At 63.6% G+C, this 16358-nt stretch carries 17 protein-coding genes and 2 pseudogenes; 4 read left to right on the top strand and 15 right to left on the bottom strand.

Features of this window, described 5'->3' with window-relative positions:
• Positions 1 to 22: 22 nt before the first annotated feature.
• From QSV46_RS10795 to QSV46_RS10770, 6 genes are all read right to left on the bottom strand, one after another.
• Positions 23 to 667 (bottom strand): DUF47 domain-containing protein, encoded by a 645-nt coding sequence (locus QSV46_RS10795; protein WP_314950086.1) that lies wholly within the window; start codon positions 665 to 667, stop codon positions 23 to 25.
• A 155-nt stretch (positions 668 to 822) separates the two neighbouring features.
• Positions 823 to 1791: a branched-chain amino acid ABC transporter permease gene (locus QSV46_RS10790; protein WP_314950084.1), complete on the bottom strand. Its 969-nt coding sequence runs from the start codon at positions 1789 to 1791 to the stop codon at positions 823 to 825.
• Between the two features lies 1 nt (position 1792).
• A complete protein-coding gene (locus QSV46_RS10785; protein WP_314950083.1) occupies positions 1793 to 2656 on the bottom strand; it encodes a branched-chain amino acid ABC transporter permease in 864 nt (287 codons plus the stop codon).
• Positions 2657 to 2727: 71 nt separating this feature from the next.
• Positions 2728 to 3951: an ABC transporter substrate-binding protein gene (locus QSV46_RS10780; protein ID WP_314950081.1), complete on the bottom strand. Its 1224-nt coding sequence runs from the start codon at positions 3949 to 3951 to the stop codon at positions 2728 to 2730.
• Positions 3952 to 4038: 87 nt separating this feature from the next.
• On the bottom strand, positions 4039 to 4785 hold the full coding sequence (locus tag QSV46_RS10775; protein ID WP_314950078.1) for an ABC transporter ATP-binding protein: 747 nt from the start codon (positions 4783 to 4785) through the stop codon (positions 4039 to 4041).
• Positions 4778 to 5533 (bottom strand): ABC transporter ATP-binding protein, encoded by a 756-nt coding sequence (locus QSV46_RS10770; RefSeq protein WP_314950076.1) that lies wholly within the window; start codon positions 5531 to 5533, stop codon positions 4778 to 4780. Before QSV46_RS10770 ends, QSV46_RS10775 begins: the two co-directional genes overlap by 8 nt.
• A 342-nt stretch (positions 5534 to 5875) precedes the next feature.
• On the opposite strand from QSV46_RS10770, the gene QSV46_RS10765 reads away from it, so the two are divergent.
• Positions 5876 to 6517 (top strand): hypothetical protein, encoded by a 642-nt coding sequence (locus tag QSV46_RS10765; protein ID WP_314950074.1) that lies wholly within the window; start codon positions 5876 to 5878, stop codon positions 6515 to 6517.
• A gap of 24 nt (positions 6518 to 6541) precedes the next feature.
• Here QSV46_RS10765 and QSV46_RS10760 read toward each other — a convergent pair whose 3' ends face one another.
• The gene (locus tag QSV46_RS10760; RefSeq protein WP_314950934.1) at positions 6542 to 6895 is read right to left on the bottom strand and encodes an ArsC family reductase; all 354 of its coding nucleotides are present in this window, start codon (positions 6893 to 6895) and stop codon (positions 6542 to 6544) included.
• Between the two features lie 108 nt (positions 6896 to 7003).
• On the opposite strand from QSV46_RS10760, the pseudogene QSV46_RS10755 reads away from it, so the two are divergent.
• A pseudogene (locus QSV46_RS10755) lies at positions 7004 to 7373 on the top strand (tRNA-binding protein).
• Here QSV46_RS10755 and QSV46_RS10750 read toward each other — a convergent pair.
• From QSV46_RS10750 to QSV46_RS10720, 7 genes and pseudogenes are all read right to left on the bottom strand, one after another.
• Positions 7370 to 8080 (bottom strand): glutathione S-transferase family protein, encoded by a 711-nt coding sequence (locus tag QSV46_RS10750; protein ID WP_314950072.1) that lies wholly within the window; start codon positions 8078 to 8080, stop codon positions 7370 to 7372. The pseudogene QSV46_RS10755 and the gene QSV46_RS10750 overlap by 4 nt on opposite strands.
• Before the next feature lie 75 nt (positions 8081 to 8155).
• Positions 8156 to 8299 carry a hypothetical protein gene (locus tag QSV46_RS10745; RefSeq protein WP_314950069.1) on the bottom strand — a complete coding sequence of 48 codons (144 nt, stop codon included), beginning with the start codon at positions 8297 to 8299 and terminating at the stop codon, positions 8156 to 8158.
• 115 nt (positions 8300 to 8414) lie between these two features.
• Positions 8415 to 9080 (bottom strand): DUF429 domain-containing protein, encoded by a 666-nt coding sequence (locus QSV46_RS10740; RefSeq protein WP_314950068.1) that lies wholly within the window; start codon positions 9078 to 9080, stop codon positions 8415 to 8417.
• Between the two features lie 29 nt (positions 9081 to 9109).
• Positions 9110 to 10294, bottom strand: a pseudogene (locus QSV46_RS10735) (serine hydrolase domain-containing protein).
• 72 nt (positions 10295 to 10366) lie between these two features.
• Positions 10367 to 11059 (bottom strand): GNAT family N-acetyltransferase, encoded by a 693-nt coding sequence (locus tag QSV46_RS10730; protein ID WP_314950066.1) that lies wholly within the window; start codon positions 11057 to 11059, stop codon positions 10367 to 10369.
• Positions 11060 to 11063: 4 nt separating this feature from the next.
• Positions 11064 to 11411: a Lin0512 family protein gene (locus QSV46_RS10725; protein ID WP_314950065.1), complete on the bottom strand. Its 348-nt coding sequence runs from the start codon at positions 11409 to 11411 to the stop codon at positions 11064 to 11066.
• A gap of 274 nt (positions 11412 to 11685) precedes the next feature.
• Complete coding sequence (locus QSV46_RS10720) at positions 11686 to 13332, bottom strand: acetolactate synthase large subunit (RefSeq protein ID WP_314950064.1); 1647 nt, start codon at positions 13330 to 13332, stop codon at positions 11686 to 11688.
• Between the two features lie 145 nt (positions 13333 to 13477).
• Between QSV46_RS10720 and QSV46_RS10715 the strand changes: the two genes are divergently transcribed.
• A complete protein-coding gene (locus tag QSV46_RS10715) occupies positions 13478 to 14350 on the top strand; it encodes a bifunctional helix-turn-helix transcriptional regulator/GNAT family N-acetyltransferase (protein WP_314950062.1) in 873 nt (290 codons plus the stop codon).
• Positions 14351 to 14405: 55 nt separating this feature from the next.
• On the top strand, positions 14406 to 14792 hold the full coding sequence (locus QSV46_RS10710) for an ester cyclase (RefSeq protein ID WP_314950060.1): 387 nt from the start codon (positions 14406 to 14408) through the stop codon (positions 14790 to 14792).
• 22 nt (positions 14793 to 14814) lie between these two features.
• On the opposite strand, the gene QSV46_RS10705 is transcribed toward QSV46_RS10710, so the two are convergent.
• Positions 14815 to 16035, bottom strand: coding sequence for an MFS transporter (locus QSV46_RS10705; protein WP_314950058.1), 1221 nt, complete (start codon positions 16033 to 16035; stop codon positions 14815 to 14817).
• Positions 16036 to 16358 lie beyond the last annotated feature (323 nt).

Below are 16358 nucleotides of genomic sequence, written 5' to 3'. Positions count from 1 at the left end.
GCACGCCTTTCCGGATCATGCGCTAAACTTGCTCGATGACGATGCTGTTGATCTCATTTGCGACGTCGTCGAAGCGGTCGGCCACCTTTTCGAGGTGGTCGTAGATTTCGGCGCCGACGATGAAATGCATCGCATTGCCGTCGCGATGCTTGAGGAACAGCTCCTTCAGCCCGATGTCGTGGAGGTCGTCGACCCGCCCCTCCAGCTTGCCAAGTTCTTCCGTGATCGCGGTCAGCATCGCGACGTTCGGGCCGATCGACTGCATCAGCGGCAGCGCACGGCCGACCAGATTGGCGCATTCGATCAGAAGGCCGCCGATCTCGCGCATCGGCGCCTCGAAGGTGCGGACCTCGAACAGCATCACCGCCTTGGCGGTCTGCTGCATCTGGTCGATGGCATCATCCATCGAGGTGATGAGATTCTTGATGTCACCGCGGTCGAACGGAGTGATGAAGGTACGGCGCACCGCCGTCAGCACTTCGCGGGTGATGTTGTCGGCGTCGTTCTCGAACTGGTTGACGCGCTGGCAAAAGACCGGCGTCTCCTCTCCCCCGTTGAGCATGCCTTGAAGCGCGATCGAGCCCTGGATCACGGTCTGGGCATGGCGGTCGAACAGGTCGAAGAAGCGTTCCTCCTTGGGCAGGAAGGCGCGAAACCATCGCATCATGGGATAGGCTACCGGTTGGACATGGCCCGGCCCGAACGGGCCGTCACAAAACTGTCATAGACCATTTTCAGCCCGCGCGCGTGTCATCTCACGCCCGCGGAGCCGGATCATCCACCGGATTATCGCGCCATAAAACTTGGTGTGATATCAATGGTTTAGAGCGACCGCCGGAAGTAATGCGCGATTTCGCCGATGACGCCGCGGCGGAAAGTAAGCACGCAGATCACGAAGATCGAGCCCTGGATCACCGTCACCCACTGGCCAAACCCCGCCAGATATTGCTGCATGGCGATGATCGCGAAGGCGCCGATCACGGGGCCGAAGATGGTGCCGAGACCGCCGACCAGCGTCATCAGCACGACCTCGCCGGACATCGACCAGTGCACGTCGGTGAGCGAGGCGTTCTGCGCCACGAACACTTTCAGCGCGCCGGCAAAGCCGGCCAGCGTGCCCGAGAGCACGAACGCCAGGAACTTGTACTGGTCAGTGCGATAGCCGAGCGAGATCGCCCGCGGCTCGTTCTCGCGGATCGCCTTCAGGACTTCGCCGAAAGGCGAGTTGATGATGCGGTAGATCAGCAGGAAACCGGCGAGGAAGCCGACCAGCACGACATAGTAGAGCACGGTCGGCTTGGACAGATCGAACACGCCGAACATGTGCCCCTGCGGGATGCCCTGGATGCCGTCCTCGCCATGGGTGAAGGGGGCCTGGAGGTAGATGAAGTAGAGCAGCTGCGACAGCGCCAGCGTGATCATGGAGAAATAGATGCCCTGGCGGCGGATCGAGATATAGCCGGTGACGAGCGAGAGCACGAAGGCTGCGGCGATGCCGACGAGGATGCCGAGCTCCGGCGGCAGTGCCCACACCTTCAGCGCATGCGCGCTGCAATAGCCGGCCGTGCCCAGGAACATCGCGTGGCCGAACGACAGCAGGCCGCCATAACCGATCAGCAGATTGAAGGCACAGGCGAGCAGCGCGAAGCACAGCGCCTGCATCACGAAGAACGGGTAGAGGCCGCTGAATGGCACCGAAGCCAGCAGCAGTGCCATCACTGCGAATACGATCATCTCGTCGCGAATGGCGCGCGGCGTCACCGGCAGCGTGTCGTCCGTCAAGACTGTCATATCAGGCCGCCCTTCCCGTCAATCCCGTTGGCTTCACCAAGAGCACCAGCACCATCAGCACGAACACGACGGTGTTGGACGCCTCGGGGTAGAAATATTTGGTCAGGCCCTCGATCACGCCGAGCGCGAAGCCGGTGATGATCGAGCCCATGATCGATCCCATGCCGCCGATCACCACCACCGCGAACACCACGATGATGAGGTCGGCGCCCATCAGCGGCCGTACCTGATTGATCGGCGCCGAGAGCACGCCGGCGAGCGCGGCAAGGCCGACGCCGAGACCGTAGGTCAGCGTGATCATGCGCGGCACGTTGATGCCGAAGGCGCGCACCAGCGTCGGGTTTTCAGTGGCGGCGCGCAGGTAAGCGCCAAGCCGCGTCTTTTCGATCAGGAACCAGGTGGCGATACACACCACCAGCGAGAACACGACCACCCAGCCGCGATAGACCGGCAGAAACATGAAGCCGAGATTCATGCCGCCCTTGAGCTGGTCCGGAATGGCATAGGGCAAACCGGAGGAGCCGAAATAGTTCTGGAACACGCCCTGCACGATCAGCGCGATGCCGAAGGTCAGGAGCAGGCCGTAGAGATGGTCGAGCCCGGTGAGCCATTGCAGCATGGTCCGCTCCAGGATCATGCCGAAGATGCCGACGATGATCGGCGCCAGCAGTAGCGCCCACCAGTAGTTGATCCCGCCGAGGCTGAGCAGAAAATAGGCGACGAAGGCGCCCATCATGTAGAGCGCGCCATGGGCGAAATTGATGATGTTGAGCATGCCGAAGATCACGGCAAGGCCGAGACTGAGCAGCGCGTAGAACGAGCCGTTGATCAGTCCCACCAGTAGCTGAGCGTAAAGAGCCTGCATCGATCTCGCACCCGGTCCTTCGGCGTTCCCTGAAAGTCGCCCGCAGGCCTCGAGGCCTGCGGGCGGTTACGTTACTTCTTCAACAGCGCGCACTTGCTCTGGGACAGCGGCGTGAAGGCCTGGTCGCCCGGCACCGAGCCGACCAGCTTGTAGAAGTCCCACGGGCCCTTGGACTCGGAGGGCTTCTTCACTTCGAACAGATAGGCGCTGTGGATGGTGCGGCCGTTGGGCTGGATCTCGCCCTTGCCGAACAGATCGTCCTCGGTCGGCATCGACTTCATCTTCTCCACGACCTTGACGCCGTCACGGGGATTGCCGCCGAGCGCCTCCAGCGCCTTGAGATAGTGGCGCACGCCCGCATAGACGCCGGCCTGCACCATGGTCGGAGGCGCACTGTTCTTCATCTTCGCGGCGAAGCGCTTCGAGAACGCGCGGGTCTGGTCGTTCATGTCCCAGTAGAAGGTCTCGGTGAAGTTGAGGCCCTGCGCGGTCTCGAGGCCGATCGCCTTGATGTCGGTGAGGAACAGCAGCAGCGCCGCGAGCTTCTGGCCGCCCTTGACGATGCCGAACTCGGCGGCCTGCTTGATCGTGTTGGTGGTGTCGCCGCCGGCATTGGCAAGGCCGATGATCTTGGCCTTGGAGGCTTGCGCCTGGAGCAGGAACGAGGAGAAGTCCGGCGTGTTCAGCGGATGCTTGACGCCGCCGACCACCTTGCCGCCATTGGCCGTGATGACGGCCGTGGTGTCGCGCTCGAGCGCCGCGCCGAAGGCGTAGTCCGCGGTCAGGAAGAACCAGGTATCGCCGCCGGCCTTGACCAGCGCCTGGCCGGTGGTGTGGGCCAGCATGTAGGTATCGTAGGTCCAGTGCACGGTGTTGGGCGAGCACTGCGCGTTGGTGAGGTCCGAGGTCGCCGCGCCCGAGTTGATGTAGACGCCGTTCTTTTCCTTGATGACGTTGTTGACGGCGAGCGCCACGCCGGAATTCGGCACGTCGACGATGACGTCGACCTTGTCGACGTCGAACCACTGCCGCGCGATCGCGGTGCCGATGTCGGGCTTGTTCTGGTGATCGCCGGAGATGACGTCAATCTTCCAGCCCTTCGCGGCGAGACCGGAGTCCTCAACGGCCATTTGCGCTGCCAGGGTCGAGCCTGGTCCGCCAAGATCGGCGTAGAGGCCGGACTGATCGGACAGCGCGCCGATCTTGACCGTCTTGTCCTGCGCGGAGGCGACGCCTGCCGCGGCGAAGGTGAGCGCGGTGGTCAGCAGCAATGAGGCAATCGACCTGGTCTTCATGCGACTTTCCTTGGATTTTTTTGTTGGCAGTTCGTTGGTTTGGGCATGGTCTTTTCGGAAACCCGATACACTAGTCCGGATCATGCCCTAGACGCCGAGATAGGTGTGGAGCTTGTCCATGTTGGCGGCAAGCTCCGAATTGGCAAATCCGTCGATGATCTTGCCGTGCTCGACCACGTAATAGCGGTCGGCGACGGTGGATGCGAAGCGGAAGTTCTGCTCGACCAGGAGGATCGTGAAGCCCTCTTTCTTGAGCCGCGCAATGGTGTGGCCGATCTGCTGGATGATGACGGGCGCAAGACCTTCGGTCGGTTCGTCCAGCATCAGGAAGCTCGCGCCGGTGCGCAGGATGCGCGCGATCGCGAGCATCTGCTGCTCACCGCCGGAGAGCTTGGTGCCCTGGCTGTTGAGACGTTCCTTCAGGTTGGGAAACAGGTCGAAGATCTGCTCGAGCGGCAATCCACCCGGGCGAACCACCGGCGGCAACAGCAAGTTCTCCCGCACATCGAGACTGGCGAAAATTCCGCGCTCCTCAGGGCAGAACGCGATGCCCATCCGCGCGATCTTGTCGGAGGTCGCGCGGATGATCTCCTGGTTGTTGAACTTCACCGAGCCGGTCCGCTTGCCGATGATGCCCATGATCGACTTCAGCGTGGTCGTCTTGCCGGCGCCGTTGCGGCCTAGCAACGTCACGACCTCGCCTGCGTTCACGTCGAAATTGATCCCGTGCAGGATGTGGGACTCGCCGTACCAGGCTTCCAGGTTGCGGACCTGAAGGATGTTGCCGCCGGTCGCGGCCTTGGCGGGGGCTTCCGCGGTTGCAGTCTCAGGCATGACCGGCTCCCAGATAGGCTTCCTTGACGCGCTCGTCCTTGGTGAGCTCGGCGTAATTGCCCTGCGCAAGCACCTGCCCGCGCGTCAGCACGGTGATGACATCGGAGAGGTTGGCGACGACGCTCAAATTATGCTCGACCATCAGGATGGTATACTTCGCCGAGATGCGCTTGATCAGCGCCGCGATCTTGTCGATGTCCTCGTGGCCCATGCCGGCCATCGGCTCGTCCAGCAGCATCATCTCCGGATCGAGGGCAAGCGTGGTTGCGATCTCCAGCGCGCGCTTGCGCCCATAGGGCATCTCGACCGCCGGCGTGTTGGCAAACTCGCTGAGGCCGACATCGTTCAACAGGTCCAGCGCGCGGCTGTTGAACCGATTGAGCACGGACTTGGAGCGCCAGAAATCGAAGGAGCTGCCGTGCTGGCGCTGGAGCGCGACACGAACGTTCTCGAGCGCGGTGAGATGCGGAAACACCGCCGAGATCTGGAACGAACGCACGAGGCCCATGCGGGCCACGTCCGCGGGCGCCATCGCAGTGATGTCCTGCCCCTTGTACAGGATTTTCCCGGCTGACGGTTTCAGGAACTTGGTCAGGAGATTGAAGCACGTCGTCTTGCCCGCCCCGTTCGGGCCGATCAACGCGTGAATGCTCCCCCGGCGAACCCTGAGCGCGACATCCCGGACGGCGAAGAAGCCCGCGAACTCCTTGGTCAAGCCTTCCGTTTCGAGAATGAACTCATCGGCCAAACAGATTTCCCCCTGCCCGCAAAATGCGCGTGGCTGTCCTTAAGTTTACTTCGGCTTCCGGAGGCCTTGGAGCCCGTCCCGGAACGCCGCCTCCGGGCGCGGAATATGCCGGAGGTGACGGGGGTTAGGCAAGGCGGAAAGCTGAGCAGATCAGGTCTCCGGCCGGGAGGCTTATGCTCCCTTAGTCGGACGTGATTTGATGTGGCCTGCCCGGCCTCCCGGTTCGCAAAGCACCGGTCATCAAGCCGTCGTTAACGGTCTTTCGTGTCGCGCGCCAGCCTTCATAGAAAATTTTCCCGCAAGCCCGATCATGTCCGGGTTTTTATCGCCGGGAATATTGTCTTGGAATTTGCAAGCGCCGCTCCTTCCGTCGTCAAGTCGATCAGGCAGCGTGATCTCCTGAACACGTGGCTGCGACTTTATGCGCGCGAGCAGATGGCACCGGCGATCTGGGAGTACCAGCCCGCGCGGCTCGAGGAAGAACTGTCCGATCTGATCTATTACACGGTGGACAACTCGGCGCCGACGCCGCGCCTGACCATCCAAAGCGAAGGCACACGCATGTCGCGCGCCTATGGACATACCGGAAAGGGCGTTCTGCTGGACGAATATATCGGGCCGCGGCTTGTCCCCTTCGTGATGCCCATCTATTACGAATGTGTCGTGCGTGGGCTTCCGGTCTACAGCGTCGCCGATGTCGACGACATTTATGGCCGCGTGGTTGCCTATGAGCGCCTGCTGCTGCCGTTCCTGACCGACGGCAAGGTCTGTCACATCATCGCCTCGCTCAAGACCTTCTGCGAGGACGGCGGCTTCGAAATCAAGAATCTGATGCGCGGAAATGACGCGCTGCCGCGCCCGAGACTGACCGCAGTGATCGACCACAACCTCTTCCATCGCGCGCCCGGCCGCATTGCCGCGGCCGACGTGGTCGAGTTCACCGATCAGCCCGGCGTCGCCACCGAGACCATCGAGTTGAGCTAGCTTTCAGCGCGATTTGGCGCCGGCTCACCTGGTCCTGACGTCCTTGGCATAGATGTCCGGCTTGAAGCCGACCAGGAGCTTGCCGCCGACTTCCAGCACTGGCCGCTTGATCATTGATGGTTGCGCTAGCATCAACGCCAGCGCCTTCTTCTCGGTGAGGCCTTCCTTGTCGGCATCGGGCAGCTTCCTGAAAGTGGTGCCGGCGCGATTGAGCAGCGTCTCCCAACCGAGCTTGTCGCTCCATTGCTTGAGCTTGTCCTTCTCTACACCCGCCGCCTTGTAGTCGTGGAATTCGTAGGCGACGCCATGGGCGTCGAGCCAGGCGCGCGCCTTCTTCATGGTGTCGCAATTCTTGATGCCGTAGATGATGTTGGGCAAGACACGGTCCTCGCGCATGCATGATGCTTCCGCTGCAGCGTTGTACGAAACTCCGGTTCGCGCGACAATATTCAAACCGGCCTTCCGAATTCTCCGAACGGACATTCCATGCACGTCACTCACGACCCCGCCGCGGCTGCTTCGCCGACCATCGACTTCAACACATTCCTCGCCGTCGATATTCGCGTCGGCACCATCGTCGACGCAAAACCGTTTCCCGAGGCGCGCAAGCCGGCCTTTCGGCTGTGGATCGACTTCGGCCCCGATCGGCGTGCGCAAGAGCTCGGCACAGATCACCGAAAACCATCCGCTGGAGACGCTGGTGGGGCAGCAGGTCGCGGCCGTCGTCAATTTCCCGCCGCGCCAGATCGGGCCCGTCGTCTCGGAGGTGCTGACGCTCGGCTTCCCCGATGCGGACGGCAAGGTCGTGCTGGTGCAACCGGGCAAGCCGGTGCCGAACGGCGGCCGGCTGTTCTAGCCGCCCGGCCGCCGCGGAATGTTCAACCCGCGCTGCACGGCGGGACGTGCCAGCCCGCGCTCGAGCCAGGCACCGACCGACTTGAACCGGCTGAATTCGACGAGATCGCCCGCGCCGTAGAACCCGATGAGATTGCGCACCCAGCCGAGCATGGAGACGTCGGCGATGGTGTAGTCGTCATCCATGAACCACTGGCGTCCCGCAAGATGCGTCTCCATCACGCCGAGAAGCCGCCTGGATTCGTCCACGTAACGTTCGAGCGGACGCTTGTCTTCAAAATCCTTGCCCGCGAATTTGTGGAAGAAGCCGACCTGCCCGAACATCGGCCCGATGCCGCCCATCTGGAAATGCACCCACGCGAGAGTCTGGTAGCGCCGCGCGGCATCCTGCGGCAGCAGCTTGCCGGTCTTCTCCGCGAGATATTGCAGGATCGCACCGGACTCGAACAACGGCAGCGGCCTGCCACCGGGGCCGTTCGGGTCGAGGATCGCAGGGATCTTGCCGTTGGGGTTGAGCGAGAGGAATTCCGGCGTCTTCTGGTCGTCCTTGCCGAAATCGACGAGATGCACCTCGTAAGGCAGCCCGATCTCCTCCAGCATGATCGAGACCTTGACGCCATTCGGCGTCGGCAGCGAGTAGAGCTGGAGCAACTCCGGATGCCTGGCGGACCAGCGGCTGGTGATGGGAAAGGAGGACAGATCGGACATCGGCGACCCCGGCTGCGTTCGCGAGACGCCGCCTAATCTAGGCGAGCCGGCGAAGGGCGCAAGGCCGGGCAGCCATTACAGCGGACGCAGCAAATGGCTGGTTGGGTAGGTCATGTCGCGCTGCGCGCGTTGCTCGATGAAGAACTGCCCGGTGACGAGCAATGCTCCAATGAAGACGAGCGCGAGCATCGCGGTCGCGAACTGACTGGCGTCATTCATCGCATGTGCTTCTCTGTTCGATCCGCACTGGGAACGCACGTCGATCGCTGGCAGTTCCTCAATGCTTCAAATAAATTGCCACATTTTCCCGATCGCAACTTCGCGACCGAACGCGTCAATAGTTGATCTCCATCCGCAGCCCGCGCGGATCGATCTCCGTTCCGCCGGCGCGCTGCATGCTGTCACGCGCTGCAACCGCACAGGCGCAGGCATCGATGAGATCGTCACGCGCGATGCCGGTGCCGTGTCGCTGTGAGAGCCATTTCGGCAGGCGCACGAAGCCGCGTCGCGCCAGCAGCGCGATGCGCTGCTCGCGACCCTGCGCTGAGGTCTTGTTCGCAAGCCGGACTCGCCCTGCCAGATTCCAGAAGATCAATTCGAGATGCGCCTCTCCGATCGTCGCTTGCCGTCCCGGCGTCATCATCACGTCCACCTCTCGCATCTTCTCCCTGATATTCCAGAGCTGCGCCGACACGCCTCTGCCCTTGCCTTCGTGCCTCCAGTAGTGGCGATTGGCCGTGGCCATGTCCGGAAACGTCCAGAGGTCGCGGCGCGCACCGAGAAACACGGCGGGGCCGATCAACTCACGCGCCTGTAGATCGCAGGCACGATAGCCGCTCGGATTTAATCCGATCGGCATGTCGATCATCGCGCGCGCATGCGGCATCGCGAGCAAACGCGACAAGCCCGGCGAATAGTCGAAGCCGTGATCGCCATGCTCGTCGATCCAGGCCGCGACCCAGCCGAAGCGAAATCCGTCGAGGCCGAAATAGTTTGGCACGTCATGCGTCCGAAGGGGCGCTCTCGCGATCAGCCCCCGACCGCCCGATAGGCCAGGCGCTTGAACTCGAAGAAGAACGGATTCCAGAAGCCCATGTAGCGTTGGGCCATCAGCACGCCGGCGGTATTGGCCGCAGGGCAGATCCACCAATGGGTGCCAGCAAGACCGCCCCACTGGAATTCGCCGGTCGAATTCGGAGGATCGAAGGACGTCGGCGCGAAGGTGACGGCACCGCCGAGGCCAAAGCCCTTGCCGGGAATCGGCCCGAGATTGGCGAAGCGGATGGTCTGGCCCGCGGGCAACTGGTTCGTCATCATCTGCCGCAGCGTGTCCGGCTTGAGCAGCGCATCCGACCCGGGCAGCAACGCGCGCACCAGCACGAGCATGTCGGGCAAGGTCGAGACCAGACCGCCGCCGCCCGAGAGCCGCGGAAACGGCCGCCGATAAGCCTGCGGAAAAGGAAGATTGTCGGCCCGGGTGAGGCCAGGCTTCATCGGATCGAGGACGTCCGCGCCATTATAGAGTGCAACCAGCCTGCCCTGCTGCGCCTCGGGCACGTAAAAGCCGGTGTCGACCATGCCGAGGGAATCGAAGATGCGCGCCTTGAGGAAGGCATCGAGGGATTTGCCCGAGACGACCTCCACGACACGGCCGAGCACGTCGGTGGCCACCGATTATTCCCAGGCTTCGCCGGGATGATAGGACAGCGGCAGATCGGCCAGCTTGTCGATCATGTCAGCGAGCGGCGTCAGCGGATTGAGCACGCCCGCCGCGTTGTAGCCTTTGAACAGTACCGTGCCGGGATCGAAGATGCCGTAGCTGAGGCCGGCGGTGTGGGTCAGGAGCTGGCGGATCGTGATCGGGCTCTTCGCCGGCTCGACATCGGCAAGGCTTTCCGCGCCCCGCTTCAGCACCTTGCGATTGCCGAGCTGCGGCAGGAATGTCTCGATCGCGTCGTCGAGCCCGATGCGGCCCTCCTCGATCAGCAGCATGATCGCGCAGGTGACGAAGATCTTGGTGTTGGAAAAGGCGCGAAAGATGTGGTCGGGCCGGAGTGCCGTCTTTGCCTCGCGGTCGGCGAACCCGACGCATTGCTGCTCGACGACCTCGCTGCCGCGCAGCACGGCCCAGGATGCACCGGGGATGATCTCCTGATCGACGTAGCGCTGCATCGCCGTCCGTGCGGCGGAAAAATCAGGTGTTCTGGCGTCCATGTGTTTTCCCATTGTGGCTGCACGGATATAGCGTGAATTCACGGGATATGAAGCCCAGCGAAGCGGCGGCACTCATTCCTGTTTCATCACCACGGTCACGTGCAGGCGGCGGCGGATTGTCATCCCCTGCCGCTGGTACAGCCCTATCGCCGACGCGTTGTTGGAAAACACGTGCAGGAACGGAATTTCGCCGCGCGCCTCGATACGCCGCGCGACCGCCGCGAGCAGCGCCTGTGCATAGCCGCGCCCGCGATAGTCCGGATGCACGCAGACGGCCGTCATCTCGACGAATTTTCCCGGCTTCATCCGCTCGCCCGTCATCGCGACCAGTTCGTCGCCGGCGCGAATACCGAGGAACGTACCGAGCTCATGGGTCCGTGCTGCGAACGGACCGGGCTTGGTCAGCTCCGTCAGCGCCATCATGGCTGGAACGTCAGAGGCGCCCAATGTGACGATCTCGGCATCGCGGGGTGCACTGTCAGCGGGCGAGCCGATCATCTGCTCGCCGGTCTCGGCCAGCACCACCTTGAAGCCGGCGGGAATGTCGACCGGCTCCGGCGTGAACAGCGCGGCAACCTGCGAGCCCGACAGGAGATCATGGAGTGCGGCAAAGCTCGCCTCGGACATGTCGGCCATGTCGGCAAACGGCGTCATGTCCACGGGATAGCGCAGCGCGCGCGGGCCGCCCTCCGCCAGATGCTTCTGGCTGGTCGTCAGCGCGCTCCAGATCGGGCGATCCAGGAGCCGCTCATCGCTGTCCGACACCGGCCTAGTCCTTGTCGAAGCTGACGATGACGGCGGCATTGGCGATGAGAATGGGGTCGTTGCCCTGTTCCGGGGTCGAGGGAATCTCCAGCCCGCCCTTGACCGCGTTGACGGTCACCGTGCCGTAAGGCAGCTCCTTGGCAACGGCTTCCTTGTCCACCGCCTCGGGGTTGGGCACCGCGATCGTGACGTCGACGAACATGTCGTTCGCGGTCTTCCCGATCATCCGGAAGAAGCCGAGGCTCGAATGCCTGATGGCATCCGACACCGCGCGCTTCGCCGCCTTGGTGGCGTCCCTGCCGTGGACGTCGACGCCCATGCCCATCTCGGTGATACAGCGAACGCGAGTCATGTCTTATTCCTGTTGGTTGGTTAGGTGCTAGTGAATGTCTGCGATCGGGACGCGCGAGACAAGTGCGGTCGTTCCTCTCGTGTCCCGGACGCGCTGCAACGCCGAAAGCGCGTTCACGCGCGTCTTCGACGCGATATGGCGCTGCTGCGCAGAGCCGGGACCCAGTAGGCCACAGAGCTCGCTGATGCATGGGCGCCGGCTCTGCAGCGCACCGCCGAAGAGGCGCTGCGCTGCGTCCGGGGCACGAGATCGCAGTTCTCACGCCTTCGCCTTCTCATGCGCGCAGCTCGTCGACCAGCACCCGCACATTCTCCGAATAGTCGATCGGGATCACGACCAGATGCACGCCACCCTGCTTGAACGACGCATCGAGCGTCGGGACAAAGCTGTCGATGCTCGCGATGCGGTGCCCCTTCGCGCCATAGGCCTTCGCATAGAGGACGAAATCGGGATTGCCGAAAGTCATGCCATAATCCGCAAAATGATCGACCGCCTGCTTCCAGCGGATCATGCCGTAGGCATTGTCCTCCAGCACCAGCACGACGAGATTGAGCTTGAGACGGACGGCGGTTTCCATCTCCTGGCTGTTCATCATGAAGCCGCCGTCGCCGGCGACCGCGAGCACGCGGCGGTCCGGATAGAGCATCGCGGCCATCATTGCCGAGGGCAGGCCCGCGCCCATGGTCGCCAGCGCATTGTCGAGCAGCAGCGTGTTGGCGACACGGGTGCGGTAGTTGCGCGCGAACCAGATCTTGTACATGCCGTTGTCGAGCGCAACGATGCCGTTCTCCGGGATCACCTGGCGGATGTCGTGCACGATCCGTTGCGGCGTCGGCGGCCAGCGTGCTTCGGTGGCGCGATCGGCCAGATGGCCGAGAATCTCCTCGCGCAACGGCAACAGCGCCGCCGCTTGCGGCAGCTTGCCCTCGAGCCGGTCGGCCAGGAGCTCCAGGCTCGGGCCGACGTCGCCGACGATCTCGGCGTCGGGGAAATAGACCAGCTCCACGCTCGCCGGCGTGTAGCTGACGTGGATGACCTTCGGCCCCGCCGGCCCCATGATGAAGGGCGGCTTCTCGATCGGATCGTGACCGATCGCAATGATCAGATCGGCGGCCTCGATCGCATCGTGAACGTAGTCACGTTCGGACAGCGCGGCGGTGCCCATATAGAGATTGGTGCCGCCGGGCACGGTGCCCTTACCCATTTGCGTGGTGAAGAACGGAATGCCGGTCCGCCGCACGAAGCTGGCGATGCCGTGCGTGGATCGAGGCCTGCTGGTCGCCGCACCCATCATCACCAGCGGATGTTTCGCGGCCAGGATCATTTCGGCGGCCCGATCGAGCGCGGCGCGATGGGCGACGGGAATTTCGATCGGATGGACCGGGATCACGGGCGCGGCCGGCACTTCATCGCCGGCGATATCCTCGGGCAGTTCGAGATGCACCGGCCCCGGCCGCTCCTCCATCGCCACGCGGAAGGCATCGCGCACCACGGTCGGAATGCTGGAGGCGCTGATGATCTGCCGCGACAATTTCGTCAGCGGCTTCATGCTCGCGACCACGTCCACGATCTGGAATCGCGCCTGCCGGCTGCTCATGATCGGCTTCTGGCCGGTGATCAAGATCATCGGCATCGCGCCGAGATGTGCATAGGCCGCGCCCGTGGCCAGATTGAGCGCGCCGGGACCGAGCGTGGACAGACAAACGCCGGGCTTGCCGGTGAGCCGGCCATGCGTGGCGGCCATGAAGGCGGCGGCCTGCTCGTGGCGGGTCAGGACCAACTCGATTCTGGAGGTGCGCAGCGATTCGACCAGATCGAGATTTTCTTCGCCGGGAACACCGAAGATGCGGTCGACGCCTTCGTTCTCCAGCGCCGCGACAAACAGGTCCGATCCTTTGACTTTGTGGTCCTGCCCGCTCATGTCGCCTCCGCTCGCTGTGCCGGCCCGTGTTCCACGGCAGCGGGCGCATGGTAGCGGTCTGCGGCACGGGCACAACTCACAACCACACGAGCCGATCCGTCCGACCCGATTGACAGAAACCATTACCTGACTAAAGTCAGACATCATGCTCGACCCCGTCTCCCGCGTTCGCCGCTTCAATCGCGCCGTCACTTCAGGCGTCGGCGCGCTCGACACCTCGTTCCTCGGGCGCGGTCGGCCGCTCGGAGCGGCGCGCGTGCTCAATGCGATCGGGCACGGACGCTCGGATGTGGCGGAGATTCGCGACTATCTCGGCCTCGATTCCGGGTTGATGAGCCGGCTGCTGCGGAGCCTCGAGGACGAAGGGCTGGTCGAGACCAGCGCGCATGCGGACGATGCACGCCGGCGCGTGGCCAAATTGACGCGTTCCGGCCGGCGCGAGTTCGCGGCCTACGAAGCCCTTTCGAACACGCAGGCCGAAGGTTTTCTCGCGCAACATCCGCAGCGCGAGGCGCTGCTGGCGGCAATGGACCTGATCGCCTCGGCGCTGACGCGCGAGCGCGTTGCCCTTGCCGAGATGGATCCGCAGAGCGACCAAGCGCGCTATTGCCTTGGCGAGTACTACGCAGAGCTCGGCCGCCGCTTCAAGCAGGGCTTTGACGTGTCGCTGTCGCGCGATCCTGACGCCAAGGACATGCGCCGCCCGCGCGGCACCTTCATCGTCGCGATGTCGGACACGCTGCCGATCGGCTGCGTGGGCTTGAAGGGAACGGATCACGGCTACGCCGAGGTCAAGCGGCTCTGGGTCGCGCCCGCCGCGCGCGGATTGCGGCTCGGCCGGCGCCTGATGGACGCGACCGAGGAAGCCGCGCACGGGCTCGGCATCGCGCTGCTGCGGCTCGACACCAACAGCGCGCTGCCCGAGGCCGGGCAGCTCTACCGCACCACCGGCTGGCGCGAGATCCCGCGCTTCAACGACGACCCCTACCCGGATCTGTTCTTCGAAAAGCGGCTCTGAGCGGAGCGTCGATTCACCCTCCCGGCGCGTTGTGCTCGAAGCCCGGAGCTTCGCCATGACACGGACCGACCTCGTCAATACCTACCGCAACTATATCGATTGCCTGAACCGTCAGGACTGGCCGGCGCTCGGGCAGTTCGTGCATGACAATGTCGCTCACAATTCGCGGCAGCTCGGCGTATCCGGCTATCGCGCGATGCTGGAGGGGGATTTCCGCGAGATTCCGGATCTGCATTTCAACGTCGACCTGCTGATCTCCGATCCGCCCAATATCGCCGCCCGATTGAAATTCGATTGCGCGCCGATCGGGACATTCCTGGGGCTGGCGGTTGATGGAAAGCGTGTATCGTTCTGCGAGAACGTATTTTACGAGTTTCGTGACGGAAAGATCTGGCAGGTGTGGTCGATCGTCGACAAGGCCGCGATCGAGGCGCAGCTCTGAGGCCGCGCCTCGGCGAGGCCGCCTATGCCGTCGCGGCGACCGCCTCGCCTTGCGGCTTGGCAAACGGCCGGAAATTCATCGCCATCAGGAACGCACCCAAGCCCATCGCCCAGGAGGCGATGTAGAGCCAGGCATAGCTGGAGAAGGCGTCGTAGATCAGGCCGCCGGCGAGCGGCCCCGTTGCCATGCCGAGGCTGCCGGCCATCGCGGTGCCGCCGATCACGGTGCCCATCATCCGCAGCGGAAAATTTTCGCGGATGAGCACGGCGTAAAGCGGCATGGTGCCGGCATAGATGAAGCCGAACACGGCGCCGACGGCGTAGAAGGTCGCGAGCTGCTGCGCGAAGACATAGGCGAGCGCGCCGAACGCCTGGAGCAGCAGGCCCGAGACCAGCACGCGCTTGGCGCCGAAGCGGTCACCCATCAGGCCGAAGGCAATGCGCCCGCCGAGGCCGGCAAAGCCCTCGATACTGTAGATCGTCACCGCCGCGACCAGCGGAATGCCGCAGCTCACGGCGTAGCTGACGGTGTGGATGATCGGGCCGGAATGGGTGGCACAGCAGAAGAAATTGGCCGCGAGCAGGATCAGGAATTGCGGCGAGCGCAGCGCGTTGCCCATCGACATCTCGGCCTGCCCGGCGCCCTCGCCCATTGGTGCGGCCATCGCGTGCGCGAGCGCGGGCGGGCGGCGCACCAGGAAGGAGACCGGGATCATGATGGCGCCGACCACCAGCGCCACGATCTGCATCGAGGTGCGCCAGTCATGGCCGGAGACGAGCCAGGCCGCGAGCGGCGCCATCGTCATCGGCGCCATGCCCATGCCGGCCGACACCAGCGACACCGCGAGGCTCCGATGCGTCTCGAACCATCCGGTGACCGTCGCCATCATCGGCGCGAAGATCGCCGCGCAGGAGGCGCCGACCAGCAGGCCGAACACGAATTGGAACGCCAGCAGCGAGGTCGCATGGCTTGCCGCGAACAGGCTGAGCGTCAACACGCACGATCCCGTCAGCACCACCGGCAGCGGCCCAAATTTATCCGTCAGCGTACCCCAAGCCATGCTGGTGAAGGCCATCGCCAGAAAGCCGATCGTCATCGCGCTGGAAATGCCGGTCACCGACCAGCCGGTGTCTTTTGCGATCGGCTGCAGGAACACCGGCAGCGAAAACATGCCGCCGATGGCGACGCAGCCGAGCAGGCCGCCGGCGGCGACGATCACCCAGCGATACGAGGAAGCGTTCATCTTGGTCTCCCGTCAGTCTGTCTGGATGGAAGACGAATGGGAACAGCCAGGGCCGACAGAGTAGCGTGATTTTTTGCGGGAGCCTCTGTTGCCTTCGCAAATCTTGCACCCGCCATATCAAAAACCGCGAAAACAACCCCATGCACAGTAGACGGCGCCTGCGGGATCAACGACTTACGATGCCGGTTCCTTGCGATGTCACTCTCGCGCGCCGCCAAGCTGCAATTTGACTCGTCGGGCAAAACACCGGCATGATGTCATCATCCCGCCAGCTTGGTTGCATCACCCTCGGACGCCCGCTGATCCAGCGCGCTTTTCGGGGA

It is taken from the genome of Bradyrhizobium cosmicum (assembly GCF_032290525.1).
Taxonomy (GTDB): domain Bacteria; phylum Pseudomonadota; class Alphaproteobacteria; order Rhizobiales; family Xanthobacteraceae; genus Bradyrhizobium; species Bradyrhizobium cosmicum_A.
The sequence above is the reverse complement of the archived record's forward strand: the minus strand, read 5'-3'. Positions and strand labels throughout refer to the sequence as shown.